This is a genomic window from Limnohabitans sp. Rim8, assembly GCF_945901735.1.
In the GTDB taxonomy this organism is placed as follows: domain Bacteria; phylum Pseudomonadota; class Gammaproteobacteria; order Burkholderiales; family Burkholderiaceae_C; genus Limnohabitans_A.
The window spans coordinates 121,866-147,006 of the sequence record NZ_CAMDLM010000002.1 but is presented as its reverse complement, the minus strand read 5'-3'; the positions used below and the strand labels follow the sequence as shown (position 1 = coordinate 147,006).

23 protein-coding genes and 1 pseudogene are annotated in these 25,141 nt (G+C 58.1%); 5 read left to right on the top strand and 19 right to left on the bottom strand.

The genetic code is table 11. The annotated features are described in order from the left end of the window. Nucleotide 1: 1 nt before the first annotated feature. From Q0O99_RS01935 to scpA, 3 genes are read right to left on the bottom strand one after another with little or no spacing between them, the layout of a single operon-like run. Nucleotides 2–409 carry a hypothetical protein gene (locus tag Q0O99_RS01935; RefSeq protein ID WP_293747980.1) on the bottom strand — a complete coding sequence of 136 codons (408 nt, stop codon included), beginning with the start codon at nucleotides 407–409 and terminating at the stop codon, nucleotides 2–4. Then, nucleotides 406–738: a hypothetical protein gene (locus Q0O99_RS01930; protein ID WP_293747978.1), complete on the bottom strand. Its 333-nt coding sequence runs from the start codon at nucleotides 736–738 to the stop codon at nucleotides 406–408. Before Q0O99_RS01930 ends, Q0O99_RS01935 begins: the two co-directional genes overlap by 4 nt. Before the next feature lie 51 nt (nucleotides 739–789). Continuing rightward, nucleotides 790–2,967: a methylmalonyl-CoA mutase gene (gene scpA / locus Q0O99_RS01925; protein WP_293747977.1), complete on the bottom strand. Its 2,178-nt coding sequence runs from the start codon at nucleotides 2,965–2,967 to the stop codon at nucleotides 790–792. A gap of 184 nt (nucleotides 2,968–3,151) precedes the next feature. Here scpA and Q0O99_RS01920 point away from each other — a divergent pair, with 184 nt between their 5' ends. Next, nucleotides 3,152–3,787 (top strand): GntR family transcriptional regulator, encoded by a 636-nt coding sequence (locus Q0O99_RS01920; RefSeq protein ID WP_293747975.1) that lies wholly within the window; start codon nucleotides 3,152–3,154, stop codon nucleotides 3,785–3,787. 1 nt (nucleotide 3,788) lies between these two features. On the opposite strand, the gene dusA is transcribed toward Q0O99_RS01920, so the two are convergent. Next, on the bottom strand, nucleotides 3,789–4,817 hold the full coding sequence (dusA, locus tag Q0O99_RS01915) for a tRNA dihydrouridine(20/20a) synthase DusA (RefSeq protein WP_293747973.1): 1,029 nt from the start codon (nucleotides 4,815–4,817) through the stop codon (nucleotides 3,789–3,791). Nucleotides 4,818–5,082: 265 nt separating this feature from the next. Between dusA and Q0O99_RS01910 the strand changes: the two are divergent. Then, nucleotides 5,083–5,460: pseudogene (locus Q0O99_RS01910) on the top strand (uroporphyrinogen decarboxylase family protein); the annotation flags it as partial. Between the two features lie 97 nt (nucleotides 5,461–5,557). On the opposite strand, the gene ccmI reads toward Q0O99_RS01910, so the two are convergent. The 11 genes from ccmI to dxs all read right to left on the bottom strand — a co-directional run bounded on the left by ccmI (nucleotide 5,558) and on the right by dxs (nucleotide 15,855). Continuing rightward, nucleotides 5,558–6,886 carry a c-type cytochrome biogenesis protein CcmI gene (gene ccmI, locus Q0O99_RS01905; RefSeq protein WP_293747971.1) on the bottom strand — a complete coding sequence of 443 codons (1,329 nt, stop codon included), beginning with the start codon at nucleotides 6,884–6,886 and terminating at the stop codon, nucleotides 5,558–5,560. Then, nucleotides 6,883–7,380 carry a cytochrome c-type biogenesis protein gene (locus Q0O99_RS01900; RefSeq protein ID WP_293747969.1) on the bottom strand — a complete coding sequence of 166 codons (498 nt, stop codon included), beginning with the start codon at nucleotides 7,378–7,380 and terminating at the stop codon, nucleotides 6,883–6,885. The genes ccmI and Q0O99_RS01900 overlap by 4 nt, the downstream gene beginning before the upstream one ends. Nucleotides 7,381–7,398: 18 nt before the next feature. Beyond that, entirely contained in the window at nucleotides 7,399–7,986 is a 588-nt protein-coding gene (locus Q0O99_RS01895) for a DsbE family thiol:disulfide interchange protein (protein ID WP_293747967.1), read from the bottom strand. A gap of 15 nt (nucleotides 7,987–8,001) precedes the next feature. Beyond that, on the bottom strand, nucleotides 8,002–9,930 hold the full coding sequence (locus Q0O99_RS01890) for a heme lyase CcmF/NrfE family subunit (protein WP_293747965.1): 1,929 nt from the start codon (nucleotides 9,928–9,930) through the stop codon (nucleotides 8,002–8,004). Between the two features lie 16 nt (nucleotides 9,931–9,946). Beyond that, complete coding sequence (gene ccmE / locus Q0O99_RS01885) at nucleotides 9,947–10,399, bottom strand: cytochrome c maturation protein CcmE (RefSeq protein ID WP_293747963.1); 453 nt, start codon at nucleotides 10,397–10,399, stop codon at nucleotides 9,947–9,949. Further along, nucleotides 10,396–10,590, bottom strand: coding sequence for a heme exporter protein CcmD (gene ccmD / locus Q0O99_RS01880; RefSeq protein WP_293747961.1), 195 nt, complete (start codon nucleotides 10,588–10,590; stop codon nucleotides 10,396–10,398). The genes ccmE and ccmD overlap by 4 nt, the downstream gene beginning before the upstream one ends. Then, nucleotides 10,587–11,348 (bottom strand): heme ABC transporter permease CcmC, encoded by a 762-nt coding sequence (gene ccmC, locus Q0O99_RS01875; RefSeq protein ID WP_293747959.1) that lies wholly within the window; start codon nucleotides 11,346–11,348, stop codon nucleotides 10,587–10,589. Before ccmC ends, ccmD begins: the two co-directional genes overlap by 4 nt. Before the next feature lie 18 nt (nucleotides 11,349–11,366). Continuing rightward, nucleotides 11,367–12,035, bottom strand: coding sequence for a heme exporter protein CcmB (ccmB, locus tag Q0O99_RS01870; protein ID WP_108352454.1), 669 nt, complete (start codon nucleotides 12,033–12,035; stop codon nucleotides 11,367–11,369). Next, nucleotides 12,032–12,646 carry a cytochrome c biogenesis heme-transporting ATPase CcmA gene (ccmA, locus tag Q0O99_RS01865; protein ID WP_293747954.1) on the bottom strand — a complete coding sequence of 205 codons (615 nt, stop codon included), beginning with the start codon at nucleotides 12,644–12,646 and terminating at the stop codon, nucleotides 12,032–12,034. Before ccmA ends, ccmB begins: the two co-directional genes overlap by 4 nt. A gap of 77 nt (nucleotides 12,647–12,723) precedes the next feature. After that, nucleotides 12,724–13,977 (bottom strand): glutamyl-tRNA reductase, encoded by a 1,254-nt coding sequence (hemA, locus tag Q0O99_RS01860; protein WP_293747952.1) that lies wholly within the window; start codon nucleotides 13,975–13,977, stop codon nucleotides 12,724–12,726. After that, on the bottom strand, nucleotides 13,978–15,855 hold the full coding sequence (gene dxs / locus Q0O99_RS01855; RefSeq protein ID WP_293747950.1) for a 1-deoxy-D-xylulose-5-phosphate synthase: 1,878 nt from the start codon (nucleotides 15,853–15,855) through the stop codon (nucleotides 13,978–13,980). It lies immediately after the preceding gene. A 281-nt stretch (nucleotides 15,856–16,136) separates the two neighbouring features. On the opposite strand from dxs, the gene bchI reads away from it, so the two are divergent. Genes bchI through bchO form a run of 3 tightly spaced genes read left to right on the top strand, consistent with a single transcriptional unit; the run spans nucleotide 16,137 to nucleotide 19,983 of the window. After that, on the top strand, nucleotides 16,137–17,177 hold the full coding sequence (bchI, locus tag Q0O99_RS01850; RefSeq protein ID WP_293747948.1) for a magnesium chelatase ATPase subunit I: 1,041 nt from the start codon (nucleotides 16,137–16,139) through the stop codon (nucleotides 17,175–17,177). A gap of 9 nt (nucleotides 17,178–17,186) precedes the next feature. Further along, complete coding sequence (locus Q0O99_RS01845) at nucleotides 17,187–19,073, top strand: magnesium chelatase subunit D (RefSeq protein ID WP_293747946.1); 1,887 nt, start codon at nucleotides 17,187–17,189, stop codon at nucleotides 19,071–19,073. Between the two features lie 7 nt (nucleotides 19,074–19,080). After that, nucleotides 19,081–19,983, top strand: coding sequence for an alpha/beta fold hydrolase BchO (gene bchO / locus Q0O99_RS01840; protein WP_293747944.1), 903 nt, complete (start codon nucleotides 19,081–19,083; stop codon nucleotides 19,981–19,983). Between the two features lie 152 nt (nucleotides 19,984–20,135). Here bchO and Q0O99_RS01835 read toward each other — a convergent pair whose 3' ends face one another. The 4 genes from Q0O99_RS01835 to ppsR all read right to left on the bottom strand — a co-directional run bounded on the left by Q0O99_RS01835 (nucleotide 20,136) and on the right by ppsR (nucleotide 25,079). Beyond that, nucleotides 20,136–21,344 (bottom strand): geranylgeranyl diphosphate reductase, encoded by a 1,209-nt coding sequence (locus Q0O99_RS01835; RefSeq protein WP_293747942.1) that lies wholly within the window; start codon nucleotides 21,342–21,344, stop codon nucleotides 20,136–20,138. After that, nucleotides 21,341–22,687 carry a BCD family MFS transporter gene (locus Q0O99_RS01830; RefSeq protein ID WP_293747940.1) on the bottom strand — a complete coding sequence of 449 codons (1,347 nt, stop codon included), beginning with the start codon at nucleotides 22,685–22,687 and terminating at the stop codon, nucleotides 21,341–21,343. The genes Q0O99_RS01835 and Q0O99_RS01830 overlap by 4 nt, the downstream gene beginning before the upstream one ends. Continuing rightward, entirely contained in the window at nucleotides 22,684–23,607 is a 924-nt protein-coding gene (chlG, locus tag Q0O99_RS01825; RefSeq protein WP_293747938.1) for a chlorophyll synthase ChlG, read from the bottom strand. The genes Q0O99_RS01830 and chlG overlap by 4 nt, the downstream gene beginning before the upstream one ends. 77 nt (nucleotides 23,608–23,684) lie before the next feature. Continuing rightward, nucleotides 23,685–25,079, bottom strand: coding sequence for a transcriptional regulator PpsR (ppsR, locus tag Q0O99_RS01820; protein ID WP_293747936.1), 1,395 nt, complete (start codon nucleotides 25,077–25,079; stop codon nucleotides 23,685–23,687). Nucleotides 25,080–25,141: the final 62 nt, after the last annotated feature.

Here is a 25,141-nt window from a genome sequence, read left to right as displayed (position 1 = left end):
CTCATAAGATCTCGAATCTGCGCCCATCGGGCAGGCGATAACGCGAGAAGTCGCGCACATCCATGGTCATCACGTTGAGGGTGTTCGTGTCTTGCGCCAACCAAACCAAAGAGGCATCGGCCAAGTCCATTTCTGTGCGAGGCTCAGCGGTATAACGCGCCATCAGCTCCGCCATGTCGGGGAGGTTCGACACATCAAACGGGAACACGATGACGCCACCTTCGGACACCCATCTCAAAAATCGCTGAACGGCATTGGCACCCAGAAAATGGCACACCTCCACCACACACGGCCAAGTGGTCGTCAAACGCCAGTTTTCAGCCAACAAACTGGTGTAGTGCCGATGCGCCACATCACTGGCATCAAACAGCGCCACCATGGGGCCGGTGTCGATCAAAGCCACCTTCACTTCGCGTCCGTTTCCAGGTCTGAGCCAGACCACTCTTTGCCCTGCTTTTTGGCCTCTTGAAAAGCCAGCCAATCGGCTTGATGGGCATCCCGTTTGGTTTTGAGTTTGGACCGAATGGCCGCCTTGGTTGGCGAAAGGAATTCATTGCCCTCAGGCAAAGACTCTCGCACCTCCGCTTGCACCTTGAGCAGCAGGTCATAGGGATTCTTGCGCCCCAATGCCCTCTCCAGCGCCGAAACGATGAACTGTGACTTGGTCACGCCCATGCGTTTGGCGGTCAGCTCCAGCTCTTTTTCAAGCAACGGCTCCAGTCGAACGGATACAGCCATGGCAGACTCCTTGAAGATGTTTGCAATACGGTATTACTGTATCACAAACATTCAGGCCAAAGCCTTCTTGATCTGCTCCAGCACATCCTTGGCGCTGACCGGGATCGGGGTGCCGGGGCCGTAGATGCCTTTGACGCCCGCTTCATACAGCATGTCGTAGTCCTGGCGCGGAATCACACCGCCCACGAACACGATGATGTCGTCGGCGCCCTGCTTTTTCAGCTCGGCGATGATGGCGGGCACCAGGGTTTTGTGGCCAGCGGCCAGCGTGCTCACGCCCACGGCGTGCACGTCGTTTTCAATCGCTTGGCGAGCGCACTCTTCGGGGGTCTGGAACAGCGGGCCCATGTCCACATCAAAACCCAGGTCGGCAAAGGCGGTGGCCACCACTTTGGCCCCGCGGTCGTGGCCGTCCTGGCCCAGCTTGGAAATCATCACGCGGGGGCGACGGCCCTGGGCGTCGGCAAAGGCGGCGATGTCGGCTTTGAGCTGGTTCCAGTATTCCATGGTGTCTCCCACGTTGTCACCGTCGTCGTAGGCGGCGGCGTACACGCCCGTCACCTTTTGCGTGTCGGCGCGGTGGCGGCCGAAGGCTTTTTCCAGCGCATCAGAAATCTCACCCACCGTGGCGCGCAAGCGCACCGCCTGGATCGACAAGTCGAGCAGGTTGCCCTGACCGGATTCAGCCGACGCGGACAAAGCGTCCAAAGCGGCTTGCACCTTGGCGCTGTCGCGGCTGCCGCGGATCTTGGCCAAACGCTCAATCTGCCCGTCGCGCACACGCACGTTGTCGATCGACAAGGTCTCAATCGGGTCTTCCTTGGCCAGCTTGTATTTGTTCACGCCCACGATGACGTCTTTACCCGAGTCGATGCGCGCTTGCTTTTCGGCCGCTGCCGCTTCGATCTTGAGCTTGGCCCAGCCGCTGCCCACGGCCTGGGTCATGCCACCCAAGGCTTCAACCTCTTCGATGATGGCCCAGGCCTTGTCGGCCATCTCTTGGGTCAGGCTCTCCATCATGTAAGAACCGGCCCACGGGTCGATCACATTGGTGATGTGGGTTTCTTCTTGAATGATGAGCTGTGTGTTGCGGGCGATGCGCGAGCTGAATTCGGTCGGCAATGCAATCGCCTCGTCAAACGAGTTGGTGTGCAGCGATTGGGTGCCCCCAAACACGGCCGCCATGGCCTCGATGGTGGTGCGCACCACGTTGTTGTAGGGGTCTTGCTCGGTGAGCGACCAGCCCGAGGTCTGGCTGTGCGTGCGCAGCATCAGGCTCTTGGGGTTTTGGGCGTCAAAGCCCTTCATGATGCGGCACCACAGCAAACGGGCGGCGCGCATCTTGGCGATTTCCAAGTAAAAGTTCATGCCCACGGCCCAGAAGAAGGACAGGCGACCCGCAAACGCGTCCACGTCCATGCCCTTGGCAATCGCGGTCTTCACGTATTCCTTGCCGTCGGCCAAGGTGAAGGCCATCTCGAGCGCCTGGTTGGCACCGGCTTCTTGCATGTGGTAACCGCTGATGCTGATCGAGTTGAACTTGGGCATGTTCTTGGCCGTGTACTCGATGATGTCGCCAATGATCTTCATCGATGGCTCGGGCGGGTAGATGTAGGTGTTGCGCACCATGAACTCTTTCAGAATGTCGTTCTGAATGGTGCCGCTCAATTGGTCTTGCGACACGCCCTGCTCTTCGGCTGCAACCACATAACCGGCCAGCACCGGCAGCACCGCGCCGTTCATGGTCATCGACACACTGACCTTGTCGAGCGGGATTTGGTCAAAGAGGATCTTCATGTCTTCGACCGAATCAATCGCCACACCGGCTTTGCCCACGTCGCCCGTCACGCGGGGATGGTCGGAGTCGTAACCCCGGTGCGTGGCCAGGTCAAACGCCACCGACACGCCCTGCCCGCCCGCAGCCAAGGCCTTGCGGTAGAAGGCGTTGGATTCTTCGGCGGTGGAAAAACCGGCGTACTGGCGGATGGTCCAGGGGCGCACCGCGTACATGGTGGCTTGGGGGCCGCGCAAGAAAGGCTCAAAGCCCGGCAGCGTGTTGGTGTAAGGCAAGTTGGCCGTGTCGGCCGCTGTGTACAAAGGCTTGACAACGATGCCGTCGGGCGTCTTCCAGTTCAGCGCGTTCACATCGCCACCGGGGGCGGATTTGACCGCTGCTTTTTGCCAGGCTTCCAGGCTGGAAGCGTTGAATTCAAAGGGTTTGGACGTCATGGCGCTGTGCTTTCGGGACAAAAATGGCTGAGCCGGATTTTGGCATCCTGGGGCTGCCTACCAGCTGACAAGTACCGTGATTCATAATTATTGATGCAGAATATTTTAACCGGCTTACAATTCAGCATCTGAAAAAGTTTCTGTCAACGCCTCAAAAACCGGTTTCCCCGGCACGCCACGCCCCATGTCCGCCCTGTCTCTTGCCCCCCGCGCCCTGTACGAAGAAGTTGCCGAACTGATGCGGCAGCGTATCTTTGCGCGCGAAATGGAGCCCGGCAGCTGGATCGACGAGTTGCGCATCGCAGAAGCATTGGGCATCAGCCGCACCCCCTTGCGCGAAGCCCTCAAGGTACTGGCCGCCGAAGGCCTGGTGACCATGAAGGTGCGCAGGGGTGCTTATGTGACCGAGGTCAGTGACAAAGACCTGCGCGATGTGTACCACCTGCTGGCCTTGATGGAATCGGACGCGGCCCGCGTGGTGGCGCAAAGCGCCAGCGCCGAACAAATGGCGAAAATCCAGGCCTTGCACCTGGACCTGGAAGAGGCCGTGGGCGACCGTGACCGATTCTTCGAGATCAACGAAGCTTTTCACATGTTGCTGCTGGAGTTGGCCGACAACCGCTGGCGCGACCAGATGGTGGCCGACCTGCGCAAGGTGATGAAGCTCAACCGCCACAGCTCCTTGTTCAAGGAAGGACGGATTGAACAATCCTTGGCCGAGCACCGTGCCATCGTGCAGGCCCTGACCCAGCGCCAGCCGGAAGTTGCCGCCGAACGCATGACCGCGCACTTCATGAACGGCCTGCAGGCCGCCCAGTAAATCAGTCGGTCACCACCGCGCCCCGTGCCAACGCAGCGCGGGCCAGAAGCCAGACTTCCCGCGGTGGCAAAGGCTTGAGCTTGTGGTCACTCCAGACCTGTCGCCACAAACGCCCGCCGCGCTGCCCGTGGTACAGGCCCAGCATGTGCCGCGCGATCGCGTACCAAGGGCAGCCGTCTTCGGCAAAGGCCCGCTCCATGTAGGCCACCATGCCCTCCTCTACCGCTTCGCGGCTGGGCACTTCATGCGTGTCACCAAAAAATGCGGCGTCCCAAGTCCCCAAAAGCCAGGGGTTGTAATAGGCCTCACGCCCCACCATCACGCCATCGGCCTGCTGCAAATGGTTTGCGATGTCTTCGTTGGTCTTGATGCCGCCGTTCACGGCAATTACCAGTCCCGGAAAGTCTTGTTTGAGCTGGTAGGCCAGTTCATAGCGCAGCGGCGGGATCTCGCGGTTTTCTTTCGGAGACAGGCCATCGAGCCAGGCGTTGCGCGCATGCACAATGAAAACGCGACAGCCGGCCTCGCTCACGGTGCCCACAAAGTCGCGCACAAAATCGTAGCTCTCGATCCGGTCCAAGCCAATGCGGTGTTTCACGGTCACGGGCACATCGACGACATCCAACATGGCTTTCACGCCATCGGCCACGGTGCGCGGCTCGTTCATTAGGCAAGCGCCAAACGCGCCCCGCAGCACCCGGTCACTGGGGCAGCCGCAGTTCAAGTTGATTTCGTCATAGCCCCAATCCTGCCCCAGCTTGGCAGCGTGGGCCAAGTCGGCGGCGTCGCTGCCGCCCAGTTGCAGGGCCACAGGGTGCTCTTCGGCATTGAATCGCAAATGCCGCTGCACGCTGCCGTGACGCAAAGCGCCAGTCGTCACCATTTCGGTGTACAGCAAGGTGTGGCGGGTCAGCAAACGGTGGAAAAACCGGCAATGGCGATCGGTCCAGTCCATCATCGGCGCGACACTGAGTCGCCACGTTCTCAGGGGGGGATGGCTGCTGTCTTTGTTTTCTGAAATGGGCTGCATGGAAGGCATTTTTGAACATGAAGTGCACACGCACTGCGCACAAAGTCAATATCTGGATCGCAAGGGTCAACCGGTTGCAACACCCAGACCGAAGGCATGAACGACATTCTCGCAGTTCCCCTGCGATAGAGCCCCCCATGCTGGCGCGAACAACCTCCTGATGCGCCAGTATCAGCGACACGAGACGGAAACTCTGGGCGCGAACCACGCAACCCAGGGGCAGCGGGTCATCGATCCATGGCTTGGAGCCTGCGACAATCTGGACATGAGTGATGCATCTTTTGCCTCCCTCCAAAACGACAGCTTCTTGCGCGCCTGCCTGCGCCAAGCCACTGACCACACCCCCGTCTGGCTCATGCGCCAAGCCGGGCGTTACCTGCCCGAGTACCGCGACACCCGCGCCAAAGCCGGCAGCTTCATGGGCCTGGCCACCAATGTCGACTGCGCCACCGAAGTCACCCTGCAGCCGCTGGAACGTTATGCACTGGACGCGTCCATCCTGTTCAGCGACATCCTCACCGTGCCCGACGCCATGGGCCTGGGCCTGAGCTTCGCTTTGGGCGAAGGCCCAAAATTCGAAAAAAATGTCCGGAACGAAGCGGCCGTCAATGCGCTGGCCGTGCCCGACATGAACAAGCTGCGCTAGGTGTTAGAAGCGGTAACTTCAATTCGCAAGGCGCTGAACGGCCGTGTGCCCCTGATCGATTTGCGCCGCGCCGCTTCACTGAGCTCTGGGTGTCTCAGGGCCGTTGGGTTTTGATTTCCAGATCCAAGCCGGTTGCGCCCACTTTGACAGGACCCAAGCTGCCCTCCCAATCACCCGACTGCGGGATCGCATTGCCCGATTTCGAAACGCGGGCTTTCACAAGCACCTGGCTGGCACCAGAAAGCTTGCGATCGGGCAGCATGGCACTGCTGTCGTCCAGGGTGAATTTCAAAGGCAATTGGGCCACGGTGGTCTTCAACAACGCCAGTGGCATCCGCTCGCCATTGGCGGGTACGGCATAGACAAACACCACATCCGTGGGGCTGGTTTGGCTTTTTAATGCCGCTGACAGTCGCACTTGCCCTGAGACATTCAGCGCCGATGCAGCGCCCCCTGCAGCAGAGGCGACGGCAGCTGCTGGCGCCGTTCCTGCAGCAGCGCCGCCTGACGCAGGTGCCGACGGCGCTCCCTGCGCAGCCGGGGTGGCCGGCGGGCTTGCTTGGTTTTTCATTTTGGCTTGAACGGTCGACATGGCTTCGATCAAGTTCGGGACATCGGGGTGATCTGCTGCGAGAAGAAGCCGAGCACGCTGCCAAAATTCAAGGGCATCGGCATAGCGGTTGTTTGCATAAGAAGCGCTGCCCGCCAACAACAAAGCGGCATAGTTTTGGGGGTCACGCTGCAAGACTTCGCGAATCACGCGCCAAGGCTCTCCATCAAATCGGCCTTGGTTCTTGGCCGCCAACACCTCGGCCCGCGCCAAAATCAGCTCGTCGTCTGCATTGAGTTTCAACGCACGGTCAAAGGCGGACAAAGCCGCATCCAAGTTGCCCATGCTGCGGTGAGTCCGCCCCAGCAAGACCCAGCCTTCCAGGTTGTTCGGATCGGCCTGCAGTTTGCTCGCCAAATTCTCTACGATTTGGTCGAGGTTTGGGGGCGCTGCCTGCTCTGTCGCTGCTTCGGCAGACACTGCCGCTGGCGGCATCGGACTGATAGCCTCAGGAGCGCCCAGCCAGATGTACAAGGCCAAAGCCGACATGGGAAAGACCAAAGCGATCACCACCGCTGTGCGCCATGACTGCGCTTGGGTGATGACATGGGGTTCGTCTTCAACCGCTGTGTCTTGCAGCAAGCGCACACTCAACTCATCGCGTGACTGTTGCCACTCAGAATCACTGAGGTGGCCGTTGGCGTGCTCTCGGTCCAAGTCCAAAATTTGCTCTCGGTAGACCTTGACGTTGGCTTGCGACTGGCTGGCCGAGGTGACCACTGGGCCCTGGCGCAGCAAGACCCACACCACCACACCTGCCACACACAGCGCCATGCCCAGCGTAACGGCCAGAAACATCAGCAGTTCAGTCATGGCGACTCTCCGTTTTTCAACAAGACACGAACTTGGTCGCGTTCTTTTTCACTCAAAGGTTGGGCCAACTTCTGAACCGCCTGGCGCTGACGCACATAAAGGACCATGCCCACCACGCCGCACAGCAGTAAGGCAAAAGGCCCAAACCACAACAGCCAAGTCAGGGGTTTGACTTCGGGTCGGTAAAGCACAAAGTCGCCATAGCGCTCGACCAAGTAGGCTTTGATGGCGGCATCACTTTTGTCTTGGCGAATCAGCAGGCGAACTTCTTCGCGCAAGTCGTTGGCCAATTCAGCCCGCGAAGAAGCCAGCGATTCATTTTGACAAACCAAACAGCGCAGCTCTTCAGAAATATGAATCAAACGCTGCTCGATCAGCGGCTCCTTGGCCGAAAGTTCAGCCTCTTTGCTTTGGGCAGTCGCTGCTGCCGCTGCGGCGAGCAGAAACAAAACTCCCTGCATTAGCCGCTTGATTCCGAGAAAATTCGTGCTCATGGACTCTTTCAACCTGCCTCACAAGGCGTTTAACTTCTTCACCAAAGGCAAGATTTGGGCGTCCAACAGTTCCTGCGTGATGACCCCCACGCGTTTGTAGCGGATCACGCCTTTTTGATCAATGACGTAGGTTTCGGGCACGCCGTATACGCCGTAGTCAATGCCCACACGACCATCCAAATCAAACACAGTCGCGGCATACGGGTTGCCATAACGTTGCAACCACTGCGCGCTGCGCTCACGCGCCCGTTGCAATTTGTCGTCGGGTGACAGCTTGCTGCCCGAGGGCATGTCTTGGCTTTGAATTTCTTTGTAACTCAAGCCCACAATGGGCAGTTGATTGACTTTTGAGAAGGCCACCAACAAGGGGTGTTCTTCCCTGCAGGCTACACACCAGGTGGCCCACACGTTGAGCATCCAAACTTGGCCTCGCATGTCTTGCGGCCCAAATGGGGGCGCGCTGCGGTCCAAAGTCGGCAAGGCAAATGCAGGCGCTGGCTTGCCCACCAAGGGCGAAGGGATTTCTTGCGGGTTGCGGGTCAAACCGACCGCCAGAAAACCCACCAAAACCAAAAACAGCCCCAGGGGAATCAAAAACTTTTTCATGCCAAGCCTCTTCCCTCAGGCGGCAATAGCAGCCGGGGACTTGCGGTAGCGACGGTCGCTCACCGCCAACAAACCACCCAAGACCATCAAGATGGACCCGTACCAAAGCCAGGCCACAAACGGCTTGTAATAAACACGCACGCTCCACTGTGGACGCTCGCCTTCAATGGGCTCGCCCAATGACACATACAAGTCGCGGAAAAAGCCCGAATCAATGGCCGCCTCGGTCATGGGCATGTTGCTGGAGAAATAGCGGCGCTTTTCTGGATACAACACCTCCAGCAGTTTTTCATCCTTATTGACCCGCACCTCGCCTCGCAGCGCTTTGAAATTGGGGCCATTGACTTCCGAGACACCCATCAACTCAAAACTGTAATTTTCAATTTGAACGGTGTCGCCCACGCCCATGCGCACATCGCGCTCGACTTCGTAGCCCTTGACCAAAGTGATGCCCACCACCACCACCGCAATGCCCAGATGCGCCAAGTGCATGCCCCAAAAAGACGGCGGTATGCGGCCAGGTTTTTGCATGCGGTTGACAATCTGGTGCAGCAAACCCGCCACCACCCATGTGGCCAAGGCCATGCCCATGGCGGTCAGCCAAGTACCGCGGGTGCTGAAAAACAAGACACCCAAGCCCACCAGCACAGCGGCCAAAGCCGGCCAACGCATGGCATGCGCCAACTCTGCCCATCGGGCTTCGCGCCAATGCGCAACGCCCCCTGGCACCATCAGAAACACCACAGGCACCATCAAAGGCACAAACACCGCATTGAAATAAGGTGCCCCCACCGAGAGTTTGCCCAAGTTCAAGGCGTCCACGATCAGGGGGTAAACCGTGCCCAGCAACACGGCAGCGGTGGCCACCACCAAAAGCACGCTGTTGGCCAACAGCATCGACTCGCGGGACACCAAACCCATCTTGCCGCCCAAGGTGGCTTTCGGTGCACGCCAGGCAAACAGCGTGAGCGAAATGCCCACCACCAGGGCCAAAAAGATCAAGATGAACACCCCCCGTTTGGGGTCTGAGGCAAACGAGTGAACCGAGGTCAGCACGCCCGAGCGCACCAAGAACGTGCCCAGCAAAGACAATGAAAACGCCCCAATCGCCAACAAGATCGACCAAGCCTTGAAGCCACCGCGCTTGTCAGTCACCATCAAAGCATGAATCAAAGCCGTGCCAAACAACCATGGCAAGAGCGAGGCGTTTTCCACCGGGTCCCAAAACCACCAGCCGCCCCAGCCCAACTCGTAATAAGCCCACCAAGAGCCCAGCGCGATGCCGGCGGTCATGAACATCCAGGCCACGATCGTCCACGGCCGTGACCAGCGAGCCCAAGCTGCGTCCATGCGGCCCGACAACAAGGCGGCTATGGCAAAGGCAAAGGCTACTGAAAACCCCACATAGCCCATGTACAACATCGGCGGGTGAATGATCAAGCCCGGGTCTTGCAGCAATGGATTCAAATCGCGCCCGTCGGCGGGTGCTGGGATCAGGCGCTCAAACGGACTGGAGGTGATCACAGTGAAAGACAAAAACCCGACAGACACCCAGCCCAAAACCCCAATCACCCGAGCCACCATGGCCAAGGGCAAGGTTTTCGAAAACCAGGCCACGGCCACCGTCCAACCCGACAACATCAGCACCCACAACAGCAAAGAGCCTTCATGGCCACCCCACACTGCGGACACCTTGAATTCCATGGGCAAGAGCGAGTTAGAGTGTCCGGCAATGTATTTGATGGAAAAGTCGTCGGTGACTGCCCCATGCGTCAACACCGCATAGGCCAATACGATGAGTGAAAACTGAAGCCAAGCCGTGGGTTTGGCCAGCGCCTGCCAACGGGGTCGGTCCAACATCGTGCCCGCCAGGGGCAACACCGCTTGCAAAAAAGCGACGCAAGTGGCGAGGATCAGCGCAAAGTGACCAATTTCAACAATCATTGAAAGCTCTTTTCTCTCAGTTAGGCAGCTTGAGCGACTTTGCCGCTTTGTCGGCTGCAGCCTGGTCTAAGGCATGTTGCGCCTCAGGTGGCATGTAGTTTTCGTCGTGTTTGGCCAAAACTTCGGAGGCCTTGAATGCTCGGCCCTCTTGCATTTTCCCTTGAGTCACCACGCCTTTGCCTTCTTTGAACAAATCGGGCAAGAAACCGGTGTACGACACGGCGACTTCGTGTGCAAAGTCAGTCACCACAAATTGCACGTTCTCACCGTCTTTCTTCACACTGCCCTCTTTGACCATGCCGCCCACGCGAAAGGCACGGCCTTGAGGGGCCTCCCCTTGCGCGACTTGGGTGGGGGTGAAAAAGAAAACCAAGTTGCTTTGAAATGCATTCAAAACCAGCGTGCCCGCTGCGGCCAATGCCAGCAAGCCGGCGCTGATCCACAGCATGCGTTGATGACGGGGCTTCATGATTGCCAATCCTTGCTCAAGCCTTGTTCAGAGGCCGATTCTGCAGCCACTTGTACCAAGGCACGTTGGCGCTGCTGCCTGACCCAGCCCACTTCGAGGGCCATGAGGAGGGCAGTGACACCAAAACTGCCCCAGACATAAAACCCATACCCACCCATGGCCCAAAAATCGGCCGCACTGTTCCAAATCATGGCGAAGTCCTTTTGACTTGGGCTTTGATTTCTGGTAAGTCAGCCACCCATTGCGCGTGCCTTTCACGCATCAAAATCATGCTCCTGACTCTGTACAAAGCGATGGCAATGGCATAAAGCCAAAATGCAACCGCCATGATGAGCATGGCTTGCAACATGATTTCCGCCATTTTCGAACCTTGCGTCAAGGACACCGACGCGCCCTGGTGCAAGGTGTTCCACCACTTCACGGAGAAGTAAATCACCGGCACATTGAGCGCCCCCACCAAGGCCAAGATGCCACCAGCTTTGTCAGCGCGACGGGTGTCGTCGATGGCATTGGTCAAAGCGATGTAGCCCAAGTACAAGAAAAACAAAATCAGCTCAGAAGTCAGGCGAGCATCCCAGACCCACCAAGTGCCCCACATGGGTTTGCCCCAGAGCGCGCCCGTCCACAGCGACAAGAAAGCACAAATGGCCCCAGTGGGTGCCAAAGCGCGGCACATCATGCCGGACAAGCGTGTGTTGAAGGTGAGGCCTAAAAAAGCCCAGAAAGCCATGGCCAGGTAAATGATCATGGACATCCAAGACACAGGGACATGCACAAAAATAATGCGGTACCCCTGACCTTGCTGGAAATCGGTGGGTGCCACGAAAAAGCCCAACCACAAACCCCAAACCGCCAGCGCCGAAGCCAAGGCTGCCACCCAAGGCCACAGACGACCAGCCAAGCCGTAAAAGTTTTGCGGCGCAGCGTAGTGAAAAAAAATTTTATTCATCGTTCAATCAAGCAAGGCTCATGATTCCAGCGCAATGCGAAGCGAGGCTGCGCTCACCCACGGGCTGAACACGGCAGCGACCAAAGCCATGGCGGCCAAAATGGACAAATGTGCCGCAGCGCCTAAGCCACTCATTTGTGCCTGAACCGCGCCAGCACCAAAAATCAAAGCAGGCACGTACAAAGGCAAGATCAACAAAGACAGCAAAACATCCCCCCCTCGAACCCCTAAGGTGAGTGCCGCGCCCACGGCCCCGATCAGAGACAAAATGGGCGTACCCAGCAAAAGACCGATCGTCAGGGTCCACAAAGCCTCTTCGGTCAGGTCAAATTGCAAGCCCAAAACAGGGGCCAGCAAGACCAATGGCAGGCCAGAGAGTAACCAATGCGCCAAAATTTTGGCGGCCACCAGAACCGATAAACTGTTCGGAGATAAGGCCATTTGCTCCAGCGTGCCATCGGCAAAGTCTGCCGCAAACAAGCGCCCCAGAGAAAGCATGCTGGCCAGCAAAGCCCCCACCCACAAGATGCCGGGTGCGACCAAGCGCAAAGTGTTGATTTCCGGACCAATGCCCAAAGGGAACAAGGCGGCCACCACGACAAAAAAGAAAACGGCGGTGATGACCTCGGTTTTGCGCCGCATGGCCAGAACCAAATCGCGCTGAACAACGGCCCAAAAAGCGCTCATGCGGTCAACCGGTAAGAAAGCGCCTGGCCTTGCAACGACAGGGGCTGGTGGCTGGTCACCAGCAACATGCCGGCGTCGTTCAAGTGCGCGTTGATCACACCTGACAAAGCATTTTGTGCGGGCGAATCCAGGGCCACAAAAGGCTCGTCCAAAATCCACAGGGGTGCGCGACTGATGAGCAAACGGGCCAAAGCCGTGCGCCTTTTTTGCCCCTGAGACAGCACCCGAACAGGCAGGTGCTCACGCCCCCGCAAACCCATTTGGCCCAAAGCGGCCATCACACGGTCCACAGAACCATCACGACCCGCCACGAGAGCATCCGTGCGCAGGTTTTCAAGTGGGCTTAAATCTTCTTTGAGGGCCAATTGGTGGCCCAAATAAAGCAAATCGGCCCTGAAGTTTTCGGGCTCTTGAACGATGGACTGGTTTTTCCACGTCACTTCGCCTTGCTCACAAACGCCCAGGCCACACAGCAGGCGCAGCAAACTGGTTTTGCCAACGCCATTGTCTCCCTCCAAATGCAGCCATTGCCCCGGCATCAAGCTGAAGGAGACATCGGAAAAAAGTCGGCGGTGGCCCCGACTGAGTGAAAGGTGGGATACGGTGAGCATGTGACTGAATCTTCGCAGATCATGCCCGCATGGAAGGACCATGTGTCAAAAAAAAACACCTACACAGCTGCGCGCCATCAGGTATTCAAAAACATGTGCCGCACGGTTTCAAGGGTGTGCTGCCTGTGCGCGCCTTCGGCATGGTGCAATTCACGCAAAGGGCCATTGAGCATTTTTTTCATCACCCCCACTGACAGCGACTCGAGAACACTCTCAATGTCTTGGCCTTTTTCAATTTGCTTGCGGGCGCGGGCCAATTCTGTTTGTCGCCAAGCATCGGCTTGCACACGGAGTTCTTGGATCACAGGCACATGGGTGCGGTGGTCCAACCAAGACATGAATTTTTGAACCCCCTCGTCGATGATGGCCTCGGCATCCACCACCGCTTCCCTCCTGTGCGATTGCCCGCTGTTGATCACTTCGGTCAGGTCGTCCACGGTGTACAAATACACATCCGACAAGCCCTTGACTTCGGGCTCAATGTCGCGGGGCACAGCCAAATCGACCATAAAAATGGGCCGGTTTTTCCGGGCCCGCAAAGCCCGATTCACCGCCCCCAGCCCAATCAAGGGCAAGGTGCTGGCGGTACAACTGATCACCACATCAAATTCGTGCAAACGGGTCGGCAAATCGGCCAAAGCCATGCAGCGCCCGCCATGCAGAGCGGCCAATGCCTGGGCCCGCTCGGCAGAACGGTTGGCGATGGTGATGCTGCGCGGCGACTTGGCGGCAAAGTGCGCCACACACAGCTCAATCATGTCGCCAGCGCCCACAAACAAGACATGGATGTCTTGGATTCTTTCAAAAATGCGGCTGGCCAATCGAACCGATGCGGCCGCCATGCTGATGGAATGCGCGCCAATGTCGGTGGAGCTTCTGACTTCTTTGGCCACCGCAAATGAGCGTTGAAACAGTTGGTTCAGCGTGGTGCCCAAGGCCCCCGTGTTGGCGGCCAATCTGACGGCGTCTTTCAGTTGGCCCAATATTTGGGACTCGCCCAGCACCATGGAATCGAGCCCACTGGCCACCCTGAACGCGTGGCGTGCCGAAGCATCCCCCTCCATTCGGTAGGTGTGCGACTGCAGCACGTCCACCTGCGTTTGTCCGGTTTGCGCCAACCACGCCAGTGTTTCTGGCCAATGCACCGCATCCCCTGCGCAGTAAATTTCTGTCCGGTTGCAAGTGGACAAAATGGCCACTTCTTTGTGCGTCGAGAAGCTTTGACGCAGCCCCTGCAAGGATTGCTCGAGTTTTTCAGACGCGAACGCAAAACGTTCCCGCAAATCAATGGGGGCAGTCCGGTGGTTCAGGCCCAGTGTCCAAACAGCCATTCAGACAACCCTTCTGAGCATCGGTGTACTTTGTACATCCGGCCATTGCTTCGAAATCCGCTGCGCAATGCCTTCAGCCGTGAGGCCGTAATCCTTCATCAACACCTTGGGGTCACCGTGTTCCGTGAACTCGTCTTCAAACCCGATGACCAACACCGGCTTGACGAGGCCCATGTCTTGCAAGGCCTCCAGCACAGCAGCGCCTGCACCGCCTTTGCGGGTACCGTCTTCCACCGTGACCAAGCGGTCGTGCGTGAGGGCCATGTCTTTCAACACTCGCAAATCCAAGGGTTTGGCCCAGCGCATGTTGACCACCGTAGCGTTCAAGGTTTGGGCAGCCTTCAAAGCTTCGTAAAGCAAGGGGCCAAACGCCAAAATAGCCACGCCTTCTCCCTGCCGCTTCACTTCTGCCTTTCCCCATGGCAAAGGGGACAAGTCGGCGTCAACGGGCTTGCCCACACCGGCACCTCGGGGGTAGCGCACCGTGACCGGGTGGTCCAGTGTGTAAGCCGTGCTGAGCAATTGTCGGCATTCTTTTTCATCGGCCGGGCAAGCCACGCTCATGTTGGGAATGCAGCGGGTGAAGGCGATGTCGTACATGCCCGCATGGGTGGGGCCGTCGGCGCCCACCAAACCGGCGCGGTCCAAGGCAAAGACGACGGGCAGTTTCTGCAAGGCCACATCGTGGATCAACTGGTCATAAGCGCGTTGTAAAAACGTCGAGTAAATGGCCACCACCGGTTTGAGGCCTTCACAGGCCAAGCCCGCGGCAAACGTCACGGCGTGTTGCTCTGCAATGCCGACATCATGGTAGCGGTTGGGAAAGCGTTGACTGAAGGCCACCATGCCCGAGCCTTCTCGCATGGCGGGCGTGATGGCCACTAGGCGTGGGTCTTTGTCTGCCATGTCGCACAGCCATTGGCCAAACACCTGGGTGAACGTGACTGGGGACTGGCCCGCACTGCGCAAGCCCACCACCGGATCAAATTTGCCAGGGCCGTGGTAGGCCACAGGGTCCAACTCGGCCTGGGCATAACCCTTGCCTTTGCGCGTGACCACATGCAAAAACTGCGGGCCGGGGGTCTTGTGCAATTTTTGCAAGGTATCGACCAGGCCCTGGACATCATGGCCATCGACAGGCCCGGTGTAGGTGAATCCCAGTTTTTCAAAAATCGTATGCGGCTGAATCAGGTTTTGGGTCTGTTCCTCCAGGTGCTTGGCCAATGCAAACAAAGGAGGTGCATTGCGCAACACCTGCTCACCCAATTTTTTGGCTTGGGCATAAAAGCGCCCGCCCATCAACTCAGCCAAGTAATGGTTCAAGGCGCCCACAGGCGGGCTGATCGACATGTCGTTGTCGTTCAAAATGACCAACAAGTCATAGGGGCTGTTGCCCGCGTTGTTCATCGCCTCGTAGGCCATGCCTGCGGTCAGGGCCCCATCGCCAATGATGGCCACCGCTTTGCGTTGGCTGCCGGTTTGCTTGTGCGCCACCGCCATGCCCAGTGCGGCAGAAATACTGGTTGAAGAATGCGCGGTGCCAAAGGCGTCGTAGACGCTTTCTTCTCTTCGGGGAAAACCGCTCAAACCCCCTTTTTGACGCAAAGAGCCCATCAGCGCGTTGCGGCCAGTCAGTATTTTGTGGGGATAAGTTTGGTGGCCCACATCCCAGACCAAACGGTCTTCGGGGGTGTTGAACACATAGTGCAGGGCAATGGTCAATTCCACCGTCCCCAAATTGGAACTGAAATGCCCGCCGGTTTGAGACACGGTCTCCACCAAGCGCTCGCGCAACTCTTGGGCCAAAGACGGCAGGTTTTCACGCGAAAGCTTTTTCAATTGCGATGGCGACTGAATCCATTCCAGCAAAGCATCCATAGTGGGCCTGAAAAGGTGATAGACAGACCTGCAATTTACCGCCATTTCCAAAAACGTCAAGCAAAATTGACACTTTATTCCAATTTATTTAAAAAATCTCTGGGGTCATAAAGACACCCATAAAGCCATTTCTATTGGAGAACCGCTTCAAAAAATCCCAAACAAGCCGATGCAAATTCCCCGCATCGTTAACTGAGCAAAATGACAGTGTGTCAATTAAACTTGACATTTCTTCTTGATTTTTGGATGATGATCACTCCGCAATCCCTCTGAACACTTTCATGGCCTCTACGTTTCCCTTTGCAGCCATCGTCGGACAAGACGAAATGACCTTGGCCATCCAAGTGGTGGCCATCGACCCCACGGTGGGCGGTGTTTTGGTTTTGGGTGACAGGGGTACGGGCAAATCCACCGCAGTGCGGGCTTTGGCCGACTTGTTGCCGCCGATTCAAGTGGTCAAGGGTTGCCCTTACAAATGCGATCCGACGAAAACGGCCGAGGCTTGCCCTGTTTGCGCACCCCCTGCCAGCGTTCCACCGGGCAAGGCCACCAAACGAATTTCTGAGACACGCCCCGTGAGCGTGGTAGACCTGCCCTTGGGCGCCACCGAAGACCGCATCGTGGGTGCACTGGATTTAGAGAAAGCCTTGTCGCAGGGCATCAAAGAGTTTTCGCCCGGTTTGCTGGCGCAGGCCCATCGGGGGTTTTTGTACATCGATGAGGTGAATTTGCTGGACGACCACTTGGTGGATTTGTTGATCGACGTAGCCGCTTCGGGTGAAAACCTGGTGGAGCGCGAAGGCCTTTCCATTCGCCACCCTGCCCGCTTTGTGCTGGTGGGCAGCGGCAACCCCGAAGAAGGCGAACTTCGCCCGCAGCTGCTGGACCGTTTTGGTCTCTCGGTCCATGTCAAGACCCCTCAAGGCGTGGCCTTGCGGGTCGAAGTCATCAAACGCCGAGATGCTTTTGACAAAGACCCCTTGGCTTACAAAGCCCAATGGCAATCGGAAAACAACAAGCTGCAAAAGCGCATCGTGAAAGCCAGAAAAGCACTGGCGACGGTGGTGGTGGACGATGAGATGCTCACTTTGTGCGCTCGGCTGTGCCAGCAACTTGGCACCGATGGACTGCGTGCCGAATTGACGCTGCTGCGCGCCACGCGAGCGCTGGCGGCCATGCAGGGTGACAAAGCGGTCCAACCGAAACACCTGAAAACCATTGCCCCTCTGGCCTTGCGCCATCGCCTGCGCCGCAACCCTTTGGATGACACCGATTCAGGCGAACGCGTGCAAAGGTGCCTGCAAGACATTTTGGCGACCTGAGGGCCCACCATGACCAACGCGCTGCAAGATCTGGAAACCTGGAACGATGCCCTGACCGCGTTGCAATTGCTGCAAATTGACCCCCACGGCTTTGGCGGTGTGTGGCTTCGAGCCCCCTTTGGCCCTGTGCGCGATCAATGGCTGCGACAGCTCGCCGGCACAAAGATGAACACCATCAAGCTGCCAGGCAGTATCGACTTGGAACGTTTGTTGGGGGGCATCGATTTGTCGCACACGCTGCAAACCGGTCAGTTGCACCTGCAATCGGGTTTGTTGGCGCAGGCTCACCAGGGCTTGGTTTGCATCAGCATGGCGGAGCGGTTTCCTGCGTCCTTGATGGCCCCATTGACGCAAGCCATGGACACCCAATGCTTGCCACCGCTGCGCATGAGCGACAGCGCCAGTCCGCCCGTTCAGACCACCTTTGGTGTCGTTGCCTTGGACGAGTCCATGGGCGACGATCCGCCCATCAGCCCGGCGCTGCAAGAACGCCTGGGGCTATGGCTGAACCTGCAAGAACTGCCCCCCTCCGCGGTCTCCGATCTGGCGTTCGCGTTACAAAACAAGGACAGCGACGAAGCTGCTGTCCATGCCGTATTGCCGGCGCAGTCCTTGGCCGAGATGCGCCCATTGCTGCAGCGCATGCAGTTCAACGATGAGCAGGCCACGGCCATCTGCGCCACCGCCATGGGCCTGGGCATCGACTCCTTGCGTGTGCCCAGCTTGGCCCTGAGGGTGGCTTGCGTCCACGCCGCCTTGCATTTGAGAAGCGAAGTGGTGCAAGCTGATTTGGCATTTGCCACCCGCGCTGTGTTGGCACCTCGGGCGACCCTATGGCCCATCCCCCCTGAAGACGCGTCCGACCCCACTGAGACCACACCCCAAGAACCTGAGCCCCAAACGGCTTCAGAGCCTGCGTCAGATTCAGAAACCAAGCCCGATCAGCCCCTTTCACAGGAAGACCCACCACCGCCCTCCTCCGATGAAAGCGAACAGGACAGCGCAGCGGTGAATCAACCGAGTCCCCAAGATCTGAAGGAGTTGCTGATCGCGGCCGCGCTGGCGAGTTTGCCTTCTCATATTTTGGAACGCCTGATGACCAAGACAGGCAGCAACACCGGCCAAAGCTCGGGGCGCAGCGGCACCGTGCGATCAGGCATGCAGCGCGGCAGACCCCTGCCCCCTCGGCCAGGCCGACCGGGCGGGCTGGCGCGCTTGCACGTCTTGGCCACCTTGCGCGCTGCTGCACCCAAGCAGCGATTGAGAAACGGCACCCAAACAGCCCGCGTGGCCATTCGTTCAGAAGACTTTCATGTCCACCGTTACCAACAAAACAGCGCCACCTGCCTGATCTTGGCCCTGGACGCTTCCGGCTCGGCCGCACTGCAACGCCTGGCAGAAGCCAAAGGGGCGGTGGAACTGCTGTTGCAACAATCCTACGCCCGACGCGACAGCGTGTGCATCGTGGCGTTCAGAGGCGCGCAAGCCCAATTGCTGTTGCCCATGACGCGCTCATTGGTGCGCGCCAAGCGGGCCATGACGGGACTGCCCGGCGGCGGTGGAACGCCTTTGGCTTTGGCACTGAAAATGGCCTGCGAGCAAGCCCAGCAGTTGCACAGGCAAGGGGTCACCCCCCTGTTGGTGGTCTTGAGTGACGGCCGCGCCAATATCTCATTGGCCGGGGTGGGTGGGCGCGCGCAAGCCCAAGCCGATGCGGTTCAGTGGGCGACGCAGTGGCGGCTCACTGGGCACCGGTCCATGTGGATAGACACCTCGGTTAAACCGGATGCGCAAGTGCAAAACATGGCCAGCACCATGGGGGGCAATTACCTGCCCATGCCGCAGGTTCAAGCGCAACGGATGGCCTCGGCGATGGACAACTTAAGACGACTCTGAGCGCATGATGTACAAGCGGTTTTACCCCACCATGGACTGGGCCGAACATCGCCACGCTTGGCCTCATTCGGCGCAGAGCCATTTTGTCAACGCGGGTGGAGTTCGATGGCATGTTCAGCGCATGGGACAAGGCCCCGCCCTGTTGCTGTTGCACGGCACAGGTTCGGGCAGTTTCAGCTGGCGTGGACTGATGCCCTTGCTGAGCCAACACTTTCAAGTCATTGCGCCAGATTTGCCCGGTCACGCCTTCACCAGCAGAGGCAGTGGCGACAGTCTGTCACTGCACGGCATGGCCGAAGGGCTGAGGGCTTTGCTGCTGCAAATGGACATCACGCCCACCGTGATCGCAGGCCACTCCGCAGGTGCGGCCATTGCCGCCCACATGGTCTTGCACCAAGGCGCGCTGTCGCAGACGCATTTGATTGGCATGAATCCGGCTTGGCTGCCCATTCCCGGATTGCCTTCTTGGATTTTCGGCCCCACCGCCAAATTGGCCGCCCTCAATCCCCTGTCTGCTTGGGCCACAGCCAAATTGGCCAACCGCCCCGCCCTGTTGGCCAAATCAATGGCACAAACGGGCTCACAACTGGACGAGGAAGGCATGGCCCTTTACCGACGTGTCTTCGGTCACCCAGGCCACGTGCACAGTGTGCTGGCCATGATGGCCGCTTGGAAACTGCAAGCTTTGTCCACCGCCCTTCACCGCATCGCCAACCCGGTGTCGATTTTGGTCGGCTCGGCCGATAAAACGGTGCCGCCCCAACTGGCGCAAGAAGCCTGCAGTTTGATGCCACACGCCAAACTGCATCTGCAGCACCACTTGGGCCACTTGGCACATGAGGAAGACCCTCAGGGAACAGCCGCTCTGATTTTCAAAGACTGCGGTCGGGCTTGGGCACAAAACCCTTGAGGAAAGACAAGACCTTGAGGGGGTTGTTGGAGATGGCATCGGCCCCAAACATGGGCGGCACGGTATTCACCCGCATGAACATAGGCCCGCCCAGCAGCACCTTGACCTGAGGGTTGCCCGAGTTTTTCTTGCGCCCTCAGTCATCGCCCCCATCAGGTTTTGGCCAGTCCCAGCAAATGGGCCGTGTCCTTCAGGAAAATCCTCAAATGCGCCATGGGATCCCTGCGGGTCAGCTCTTTGTTCATATAGGACTCAAAGGTGAGCCGCTGCACGTCTTTGTCTTCGCAAATTTTGACGAACTTCTCACGCCGTTTGTCATTTTGGTACCAAAAATACTGCATCATGCCCAGAATCCAAAACACTTTGCCGTGTTGTTTCATGAAGCGCTGACGGCCTTTTTTAAGGCACTTGGGGTCACCTGTTTTCAAAGCCATGTGCGCTGCATGCGCCATGGTGCGCGCGCAGTCCATAGCGTAATAAATACCCTCTCCTGAAGAGGGTGCCACCACCCCCGCCGCATCGCCGATCACCAACACATCGCGGCCGTTATCCCAATGCGGCAAGGGCTTCAGAGGAATCGGTGCCCCTTCACGACGCAGTGTGGGCATGTCGGCGAGCCCGGCTGCTTTTCTCAGGTGGCCTGTTGCACCGCGCAAAGAAAAACCTTTGTCGGCACTGCCCGTGCCCACACTCATGGTTTTGCCATGCGGAAATACCCAGCCATAAAAGTCTGGTGAAACTTCGCCCTGGTAGTAAACATCACAACGCTCGCCATCGTGCGATTGCTTTTCCAACGGTGCTTGGATGATCTCGTGGTAAGCGAACACATACTTTGTGCGATCGGACAATGGGATTTGTTGCCTCGCCACTTCAGAGCGCGCCCCATCGGCACCGATGACCATTCGGGCGCTGACCTTGACCGGTTTGGATGGCTCAATGGCCGCATGCTCCTTGCCTGAGACAGGTGTGTACTCGACCCACAAAGTGCCTTCGGCATCGTGTTCAACTTTGTCAAAAATGGCCTGCTGGCGAATCGCGCCCGATTGCGCCGCACGCACGCGCAAAAATTCATCAAAATCTTGCCTGTCCACCATGCCCACATAACCGTTGTCAATGTGCATGTCGACTTGCTTGTCCGCCGGCGAGATCATGCGGGCACATTTGATTTTGGCCACCAGCAAATGGTCTGGAATATCAAAGTCCTTGATCAAGCGAGGGGGGATGGCACCCCCACACGGCTTGGGGCGCCCTTGCCTGTCCAGCAACAAGACGCGCCAACCCTCGCTCGACAAATCATGTGCAGCGGTGGCGCCAGACGGGCCGCCCCCAACGACGACGAAATCAAAATCAGTTGCTGTCATGTGGTTGCCCCATCTTTCCATAAGACTTGATGATCTTGTGCTTTGTGCTGGGCCGTGGCGTACGCTGTGCGAACGCGCAAAGCCACCCATGCTGAAGCCAAAAACATCAGTGCTTGAAATGCAAATACCGCCTGATAAGCGGACTCAGACTCACCCAACACCCAGTGCGCCAAATCACTCGCACCGGTGCCGACCAATCCCCCCATGGCAAACGCCATGGCTTGTGCAGCGCCCCACAAGCCCATGCGCGTGCCCTCGGTGCCAGAACCGCCTTCACCCGCCAGACGCATCATGGTGGCAATGGCGGCAATGGAGAACGCGCCATTGGCCACGCCCAAGAAAATCACATTGGCTTTGATGGGCCAGGGCATCGCCAAGGTGGCTGTCGCCGAGAGGGACAAGCCCACCGTGGCCAAGGCAGACAGCAAGCAACCGCCCCACATCCAGACCTGCACAGAACCCAGGCGCCCAGCAACCCAGCGCGAACTGGCCGCTGCCATAGACAGCATGCCCACCAAGACCCCCATGTGGTGCCACCCAGAAAGCTGCGTGGTCTGGCCAGGCGACATGCCGTGAACAGCCCCTGCAAACGGCTCCAAAATCAAATCTTGCGCGCTGTAGGCCAGCATCGACAGGAAGATAAAAATCGTGAAGGTTTTCGCCTGCGGCTCGGCCCAAATGCCCTGCAAGGTGCGCTTGAAATTGACAGGGATACTGGGTTTCGCGGACACCCCCTGTGCATCGGGTTTCTCCAAACCCCAAAGACACAGGGCCGTCAGCGCCGTGGTCAAAATGCTCAAGCCTGCCGACACCCGCCACAATATATCGGGTGTGTAGGGGTCAATCAGCTTGCCAACGACGCCAGCGGTGATGGCAAAACCCATGATCATCATCAGCCACACGGTGGTGGCCGCCTGCGCCCGACGCTCAGCCGGTACGCGCTTGGCCATCAGCGTCAACAGTGACGTGCCACAGGCGCTCACACCCAAGCCGATCAGACTGAAAGCCAGCATGGCCAAGGCCATGCCTTGCCACAGCGAAGTCGCCATCCACAAGGTGGCCAAGGCCGCCAGCACACCGCCCACCCCCAAGACGACCATGCCCCCCATCATCCAAGGCGTACTGCGCCGACCCTGGTCTGCGCCAAAGCCCATGCGTGGACGCACCATTTGCACCGCGTAATGCCAAGCCACCAAAAACCCCGGCAACAACGCGGGCAGCGCCAACTCAACCACCATGATGCGATTGAGGGTAGAGGTCGTCACCACCACCACAGCCCCCAAACAGGCTTGGATCAGGCCCAAACGGATGATGTCCAACCAACCAAAGGTTTGAGCGTTCATGAGACCCCCAGCGCATTGATCTGACGCAAGCCCCAGGCACTGACCATCATGCCGCTGACAAACAAGGGCACCCCAAAAGCACTCACATGCAGAGCCCGCTCAATCGGTTGCTTCAGAAATTTCCACATCAAGGGCCACTGCAAGAAACTCAAGACCAGCACAGCCAAGGCATGCCCAGGCAATTGCCAATGCACCAGGAGCGCAGCCACCGCCACTTGGGGCAGCCACATCAGCACACAGGCCACGCGCGCCGCGCCCGAGGCCCCCAGCTGAACGGGCAAAGAGGCCACGCCCATTTTCCGGTCTCCCTCGATGGCCTTGAAGTCGTTCAAGGTCATGATGCCGTGGGCACCCAAGCTGTACAGCATGGCCAAGTAAATCGCCTTCTCACCCGGCCACGCACCACCCAACAGGACGGCCGTGCCGGTCAGCCATGCCAAGCCTTCGTAACTGAGTGCACATGCCGCATTGCCATACCAACCGTTGTTTTTCAGCCGCATTGGTGGCGCGCTGTAGGCCCAAGACAGGGCAATGGCCAGTGCGCAAGCCACAAAGCCCCAGGTGCCCATTAAGGTGGCCCACAGCAAAGACAGAACCGTCCACAAGACAGCGATGCCCAAGCCCCATTGGCCAGGCATGCGGCCTGAAGGGATGGGCCTTTGCGGTTCATTGATGGCGTCCACATGGCGATCAAACCAGTCATTCACCGCTTGGCTACTGGCGCAAACCAAGGGTCCGGTCAAAATCAGCCCCAAACAAATCAACAACCAATGGTCTGACAGGCTTTGGCCCGAAGCGACGGCACCACATGCAAAAGCCCATACCGGTGGAAACCAAGTGATCGGTTTGAGCAACTCCGCCACGGTGCGCAAACGCGGCCGGATCAGTGGTTTTGTCAGTTCAAGGCTCTGGGTGTCCATGCGCCCATTATGAGAAGACTTCCGGTGTTGTCAATCAATGTTTACACGATGTGTAAAAAAATTGAGACACTCAGTCATCAAAGGGCTGATGAATCAGGGTCGTTGTCCGACAAAATGCCAAAGCGACGCAACTTGACATACAGGCTTTGCCGCGATAGCCCCAACATTTCAGCGGCAGAGGCGCGGTTGTTGTGCGTGAGCTCCAAGGCCGCCTCAATGCACATGCGCTCAATGGTGTCCACCGTATCGCCCACAATGTCCTTGATGGGGCGACGTCCCACCAACTGCGACAGCTCCAAAAAGGGGTTGGGAAGCGCCTGGGCAGCAAGGGAAGTCCCCTGCATGCGGCGGTCCATGTCGCGAACAAACACAGCGTACAAAGGCTCAGGCTTGGCCAAATACACCGCCGAAATTTCTACGGGCAAGGTCATGCCCGACAACGTGGTCACTTCGGTGGCGAAATTGCGCACCGTCAATTGTTGCTTCAACGAAGTACTGAGAACACCCCAATCGACTGCGCCCCTGACCAACCAGCGCTCAAGAGGTTGTCCGATCACTTGGGATGCGGCCGTCAACCCCAGGAGGGCCATACCCTCTTCATTGACACTTTTGACCGTGCCTGAAGTGTCCGTGAGCAGCCAGCCATCTGGGAAATGCGCCATGGCCTGGCTCAAAACGGCCGACGTGTCTGATTCCAGGCCCAAAGCCGCCGAGCCTTCTTGCGGGGTCAATCGCACCAAAAACTGAGCACCTCCTTCTTGCCTGAAGACCGTGGCAGAGACCGTCATGACCAACGATGAACCGAAGATGCTCGCTGAGCACATTTCAATCCGACCGGTAGCCAGCGCGGTCCTGAGCAAGGCCTGAACCTCACCCTGGTTCCCCACCAAGAAACATTCACGAAAATCACGCCCAACCAAGCGCTTGCCAGCGTCTTTGAAAAGCGCTTGCGCACCGACATTGACTTCCAACAAGCGGTAAGAATGGGCATCGACCATCATCACGGCTTCAGGGGAGGTTTCGAACAAAACCCGATAACGCGCCTCAATGTGCCGCAGTCTCAAATAATCACGCTCCACCGACTGTTGCGTCTCCACCAAACGGCGTTGCAGTTCGGCTAAACGCTCCATGTTGCGCCCCACGGCCAGCAGCTTCTGCCCTTTGATATTGACCGTGATGTACTGGATGGCGGCCTCCCCACCCGAGGGGGTGGGATGGTTCACATGCCGCCAAAGGAGGGACGGGGTATCGGCTTGCACTCGGAGCAAGTCTTGTATCTTTTGTTTGCTTTCCACCGTGACCGTGTCTGTCCAGCGCCTGCCAATCCAAGCTTGGCAGCCCAGGGAAGCCATTGTGTCTTGTCCTGTTGACACATCCTCGACCACACCTTGGCCATTGATGATCAGGCTCAAATCCGACACCACTCCCAATAACTTGGAAAAAGTGTGTGGCTCGAGCTGATCAATGTTCATGGATGACTTTGAGTGATGTTGGGCAGAAAAACCCTTTACATATAAGGGTGATTATACTCACT

Bases quoted from the DNA above. Each gene is read 5' to 3' on its own strand.
- Q0O99_RS01930 (WP_293747978.1), bottom strand. From the start codon at position 738: ATGGCTGTATCCGTTCGACTGGAGCCGTTGCTTGAAAAAGAGCTGGAG.
- scpA (WP_293747977.1), bottom strand. From the start codon at position 2,967: ATGACGTCCAAACCCTTTGAATTCAACGCTTCCAGCCTGGAAGCCTGG.
- Q0O99_RS01920 (WP_293747975.1), top strand. From the start codon at position 3,152: ATGTCCGCCCTGTCTCTTGCCCCCCGCGCCCTGTACGAAGAAGTTGCC.
- dusA (WP_293747973.1), bottom strand. From the start codon at position 4,817: ATGCAGCCCATTTCAGAAAACAAAGACAGCAGCCATCCCCCCCTGAGA.
- ccmI (WP_293747971.1), bottom strand. From the start codon at position 6,886: ATGACTGAACTGCTGATGTTTCTGGCCGTTACGCTGGGCATGGCGCTG.
- Q0O99_RS01900 (WP_293747969.1), bottom strand. From the start codon at position 7,380: ATGAGCACGAATTTTCTCGGAATCAAGCGGCTAATGCAGGGAGTTTTG.
- Q0O99_RS01895 (WP_293747967.1), bottom strand. From the start codon at position 7,986: ATGAAAAAGTTTTTGATTCCCCTGGGGCTGTTTTTGGTTTTGGTGGGT.
- Q0O99_RS01890 (WP_293747965.1), bottom strand. From the start codon at position 9,930: ATGATTGTTGAAATTGGTCACTTTGCGCTGATCCTCGCCACTTGCGTC.
- ccmE (WP_293747963.1), bottom strand. From the start codon at position 10,399: ATGAAGCCCCGTCATCAACGCATGCTGTGGATCAGCGCCGGCTTGCTG.
- ccmD (WP_293747961.1), bottom strand. From the start codon at position 10,590: ATGATTTGGAACAGTGCGGCCGATTTTTGGGCCATGGGTGGGTATGGG.
- ccmC (WP_293747959.1), bottom strand. From the start codon at position 11,348: ATGAATAAAATTTTTTTTCACTACGCTGCGCCGCAAAACTTTTACGGC.
- ccmB (WP_108352454.1), bottom strand. From the start codon at position 12,035: ATGAGCGCTTTTTGGGCCGTTGTTCAGCGCGATTTGGTTCTGGCCATG.
- ccmA (WP_293747954.1), bottom strand. From the start codon at position 12,646: ATGCTCACCGTATCCCACCTTTCACTCAGTCGGGGCCACCGCCGACTT.
- hemA (WP_293747952.1), bottom strand. From the start codon at position 13,977: ATGGCTGTTTGGACACTGGGCCTGAACCACCGGACTGCCCCCATTGAT.
- dxs (WP_293747950.1), bottom strand. From the start codon at position 15,855: ATGGATGCTTTGCTGGAATGGATTCAGTCGCCATCGCAATTGAAAAAG.
- bchI (WP_293747948.1), top strand. From the start codon at position 16,137: ATGGCCTCTACGTTTCCCTTTGCAGCCATCGTCGGACAAGACGAAATG.
- Q0O99_RS01845 (WP_293747946.1), top strand. From the start codon at position 17,187: ATGACCAACGCGCTGCAAGATCTGGAAACCTGGAACGATGCCCTGACC.
- bchO (WP_293747944.1), top strand. From the start codon at position 19,081: ATGTACAAGCGGTTTTACCCCACCATGGACTGGGCCGAACATCGCCAC.
- Q0O99_RS01835 (WP_293747942.1), bottom strand. From the start codon at position 21,344: ATGACAGCAACTGATTTTGATTTCGTCGTCGTTGGGGGCGGCCCGTCT.
- Q0O99_RS01830 (WP_293747940.1), bottom strand. From the start codon at position 22,687: ATGAACGCTCAAACCTTTGGTTGGTTGGACATCATCCGTTTGGGCCTG.
- chlG (WP_293747938.1), bottom strand. From the start codon at position 23,607: ATGGACACCCAGAGCCTTGAACTGACAAAACCACTGATCCGGCCGCGT.
- ppsR (WP_293747936.1), bottom strand. From the start codon at position 25,079: ATGAACATTGATCAGCTCGAGCCACACACTTTTTCCAAGTTATTGGGA.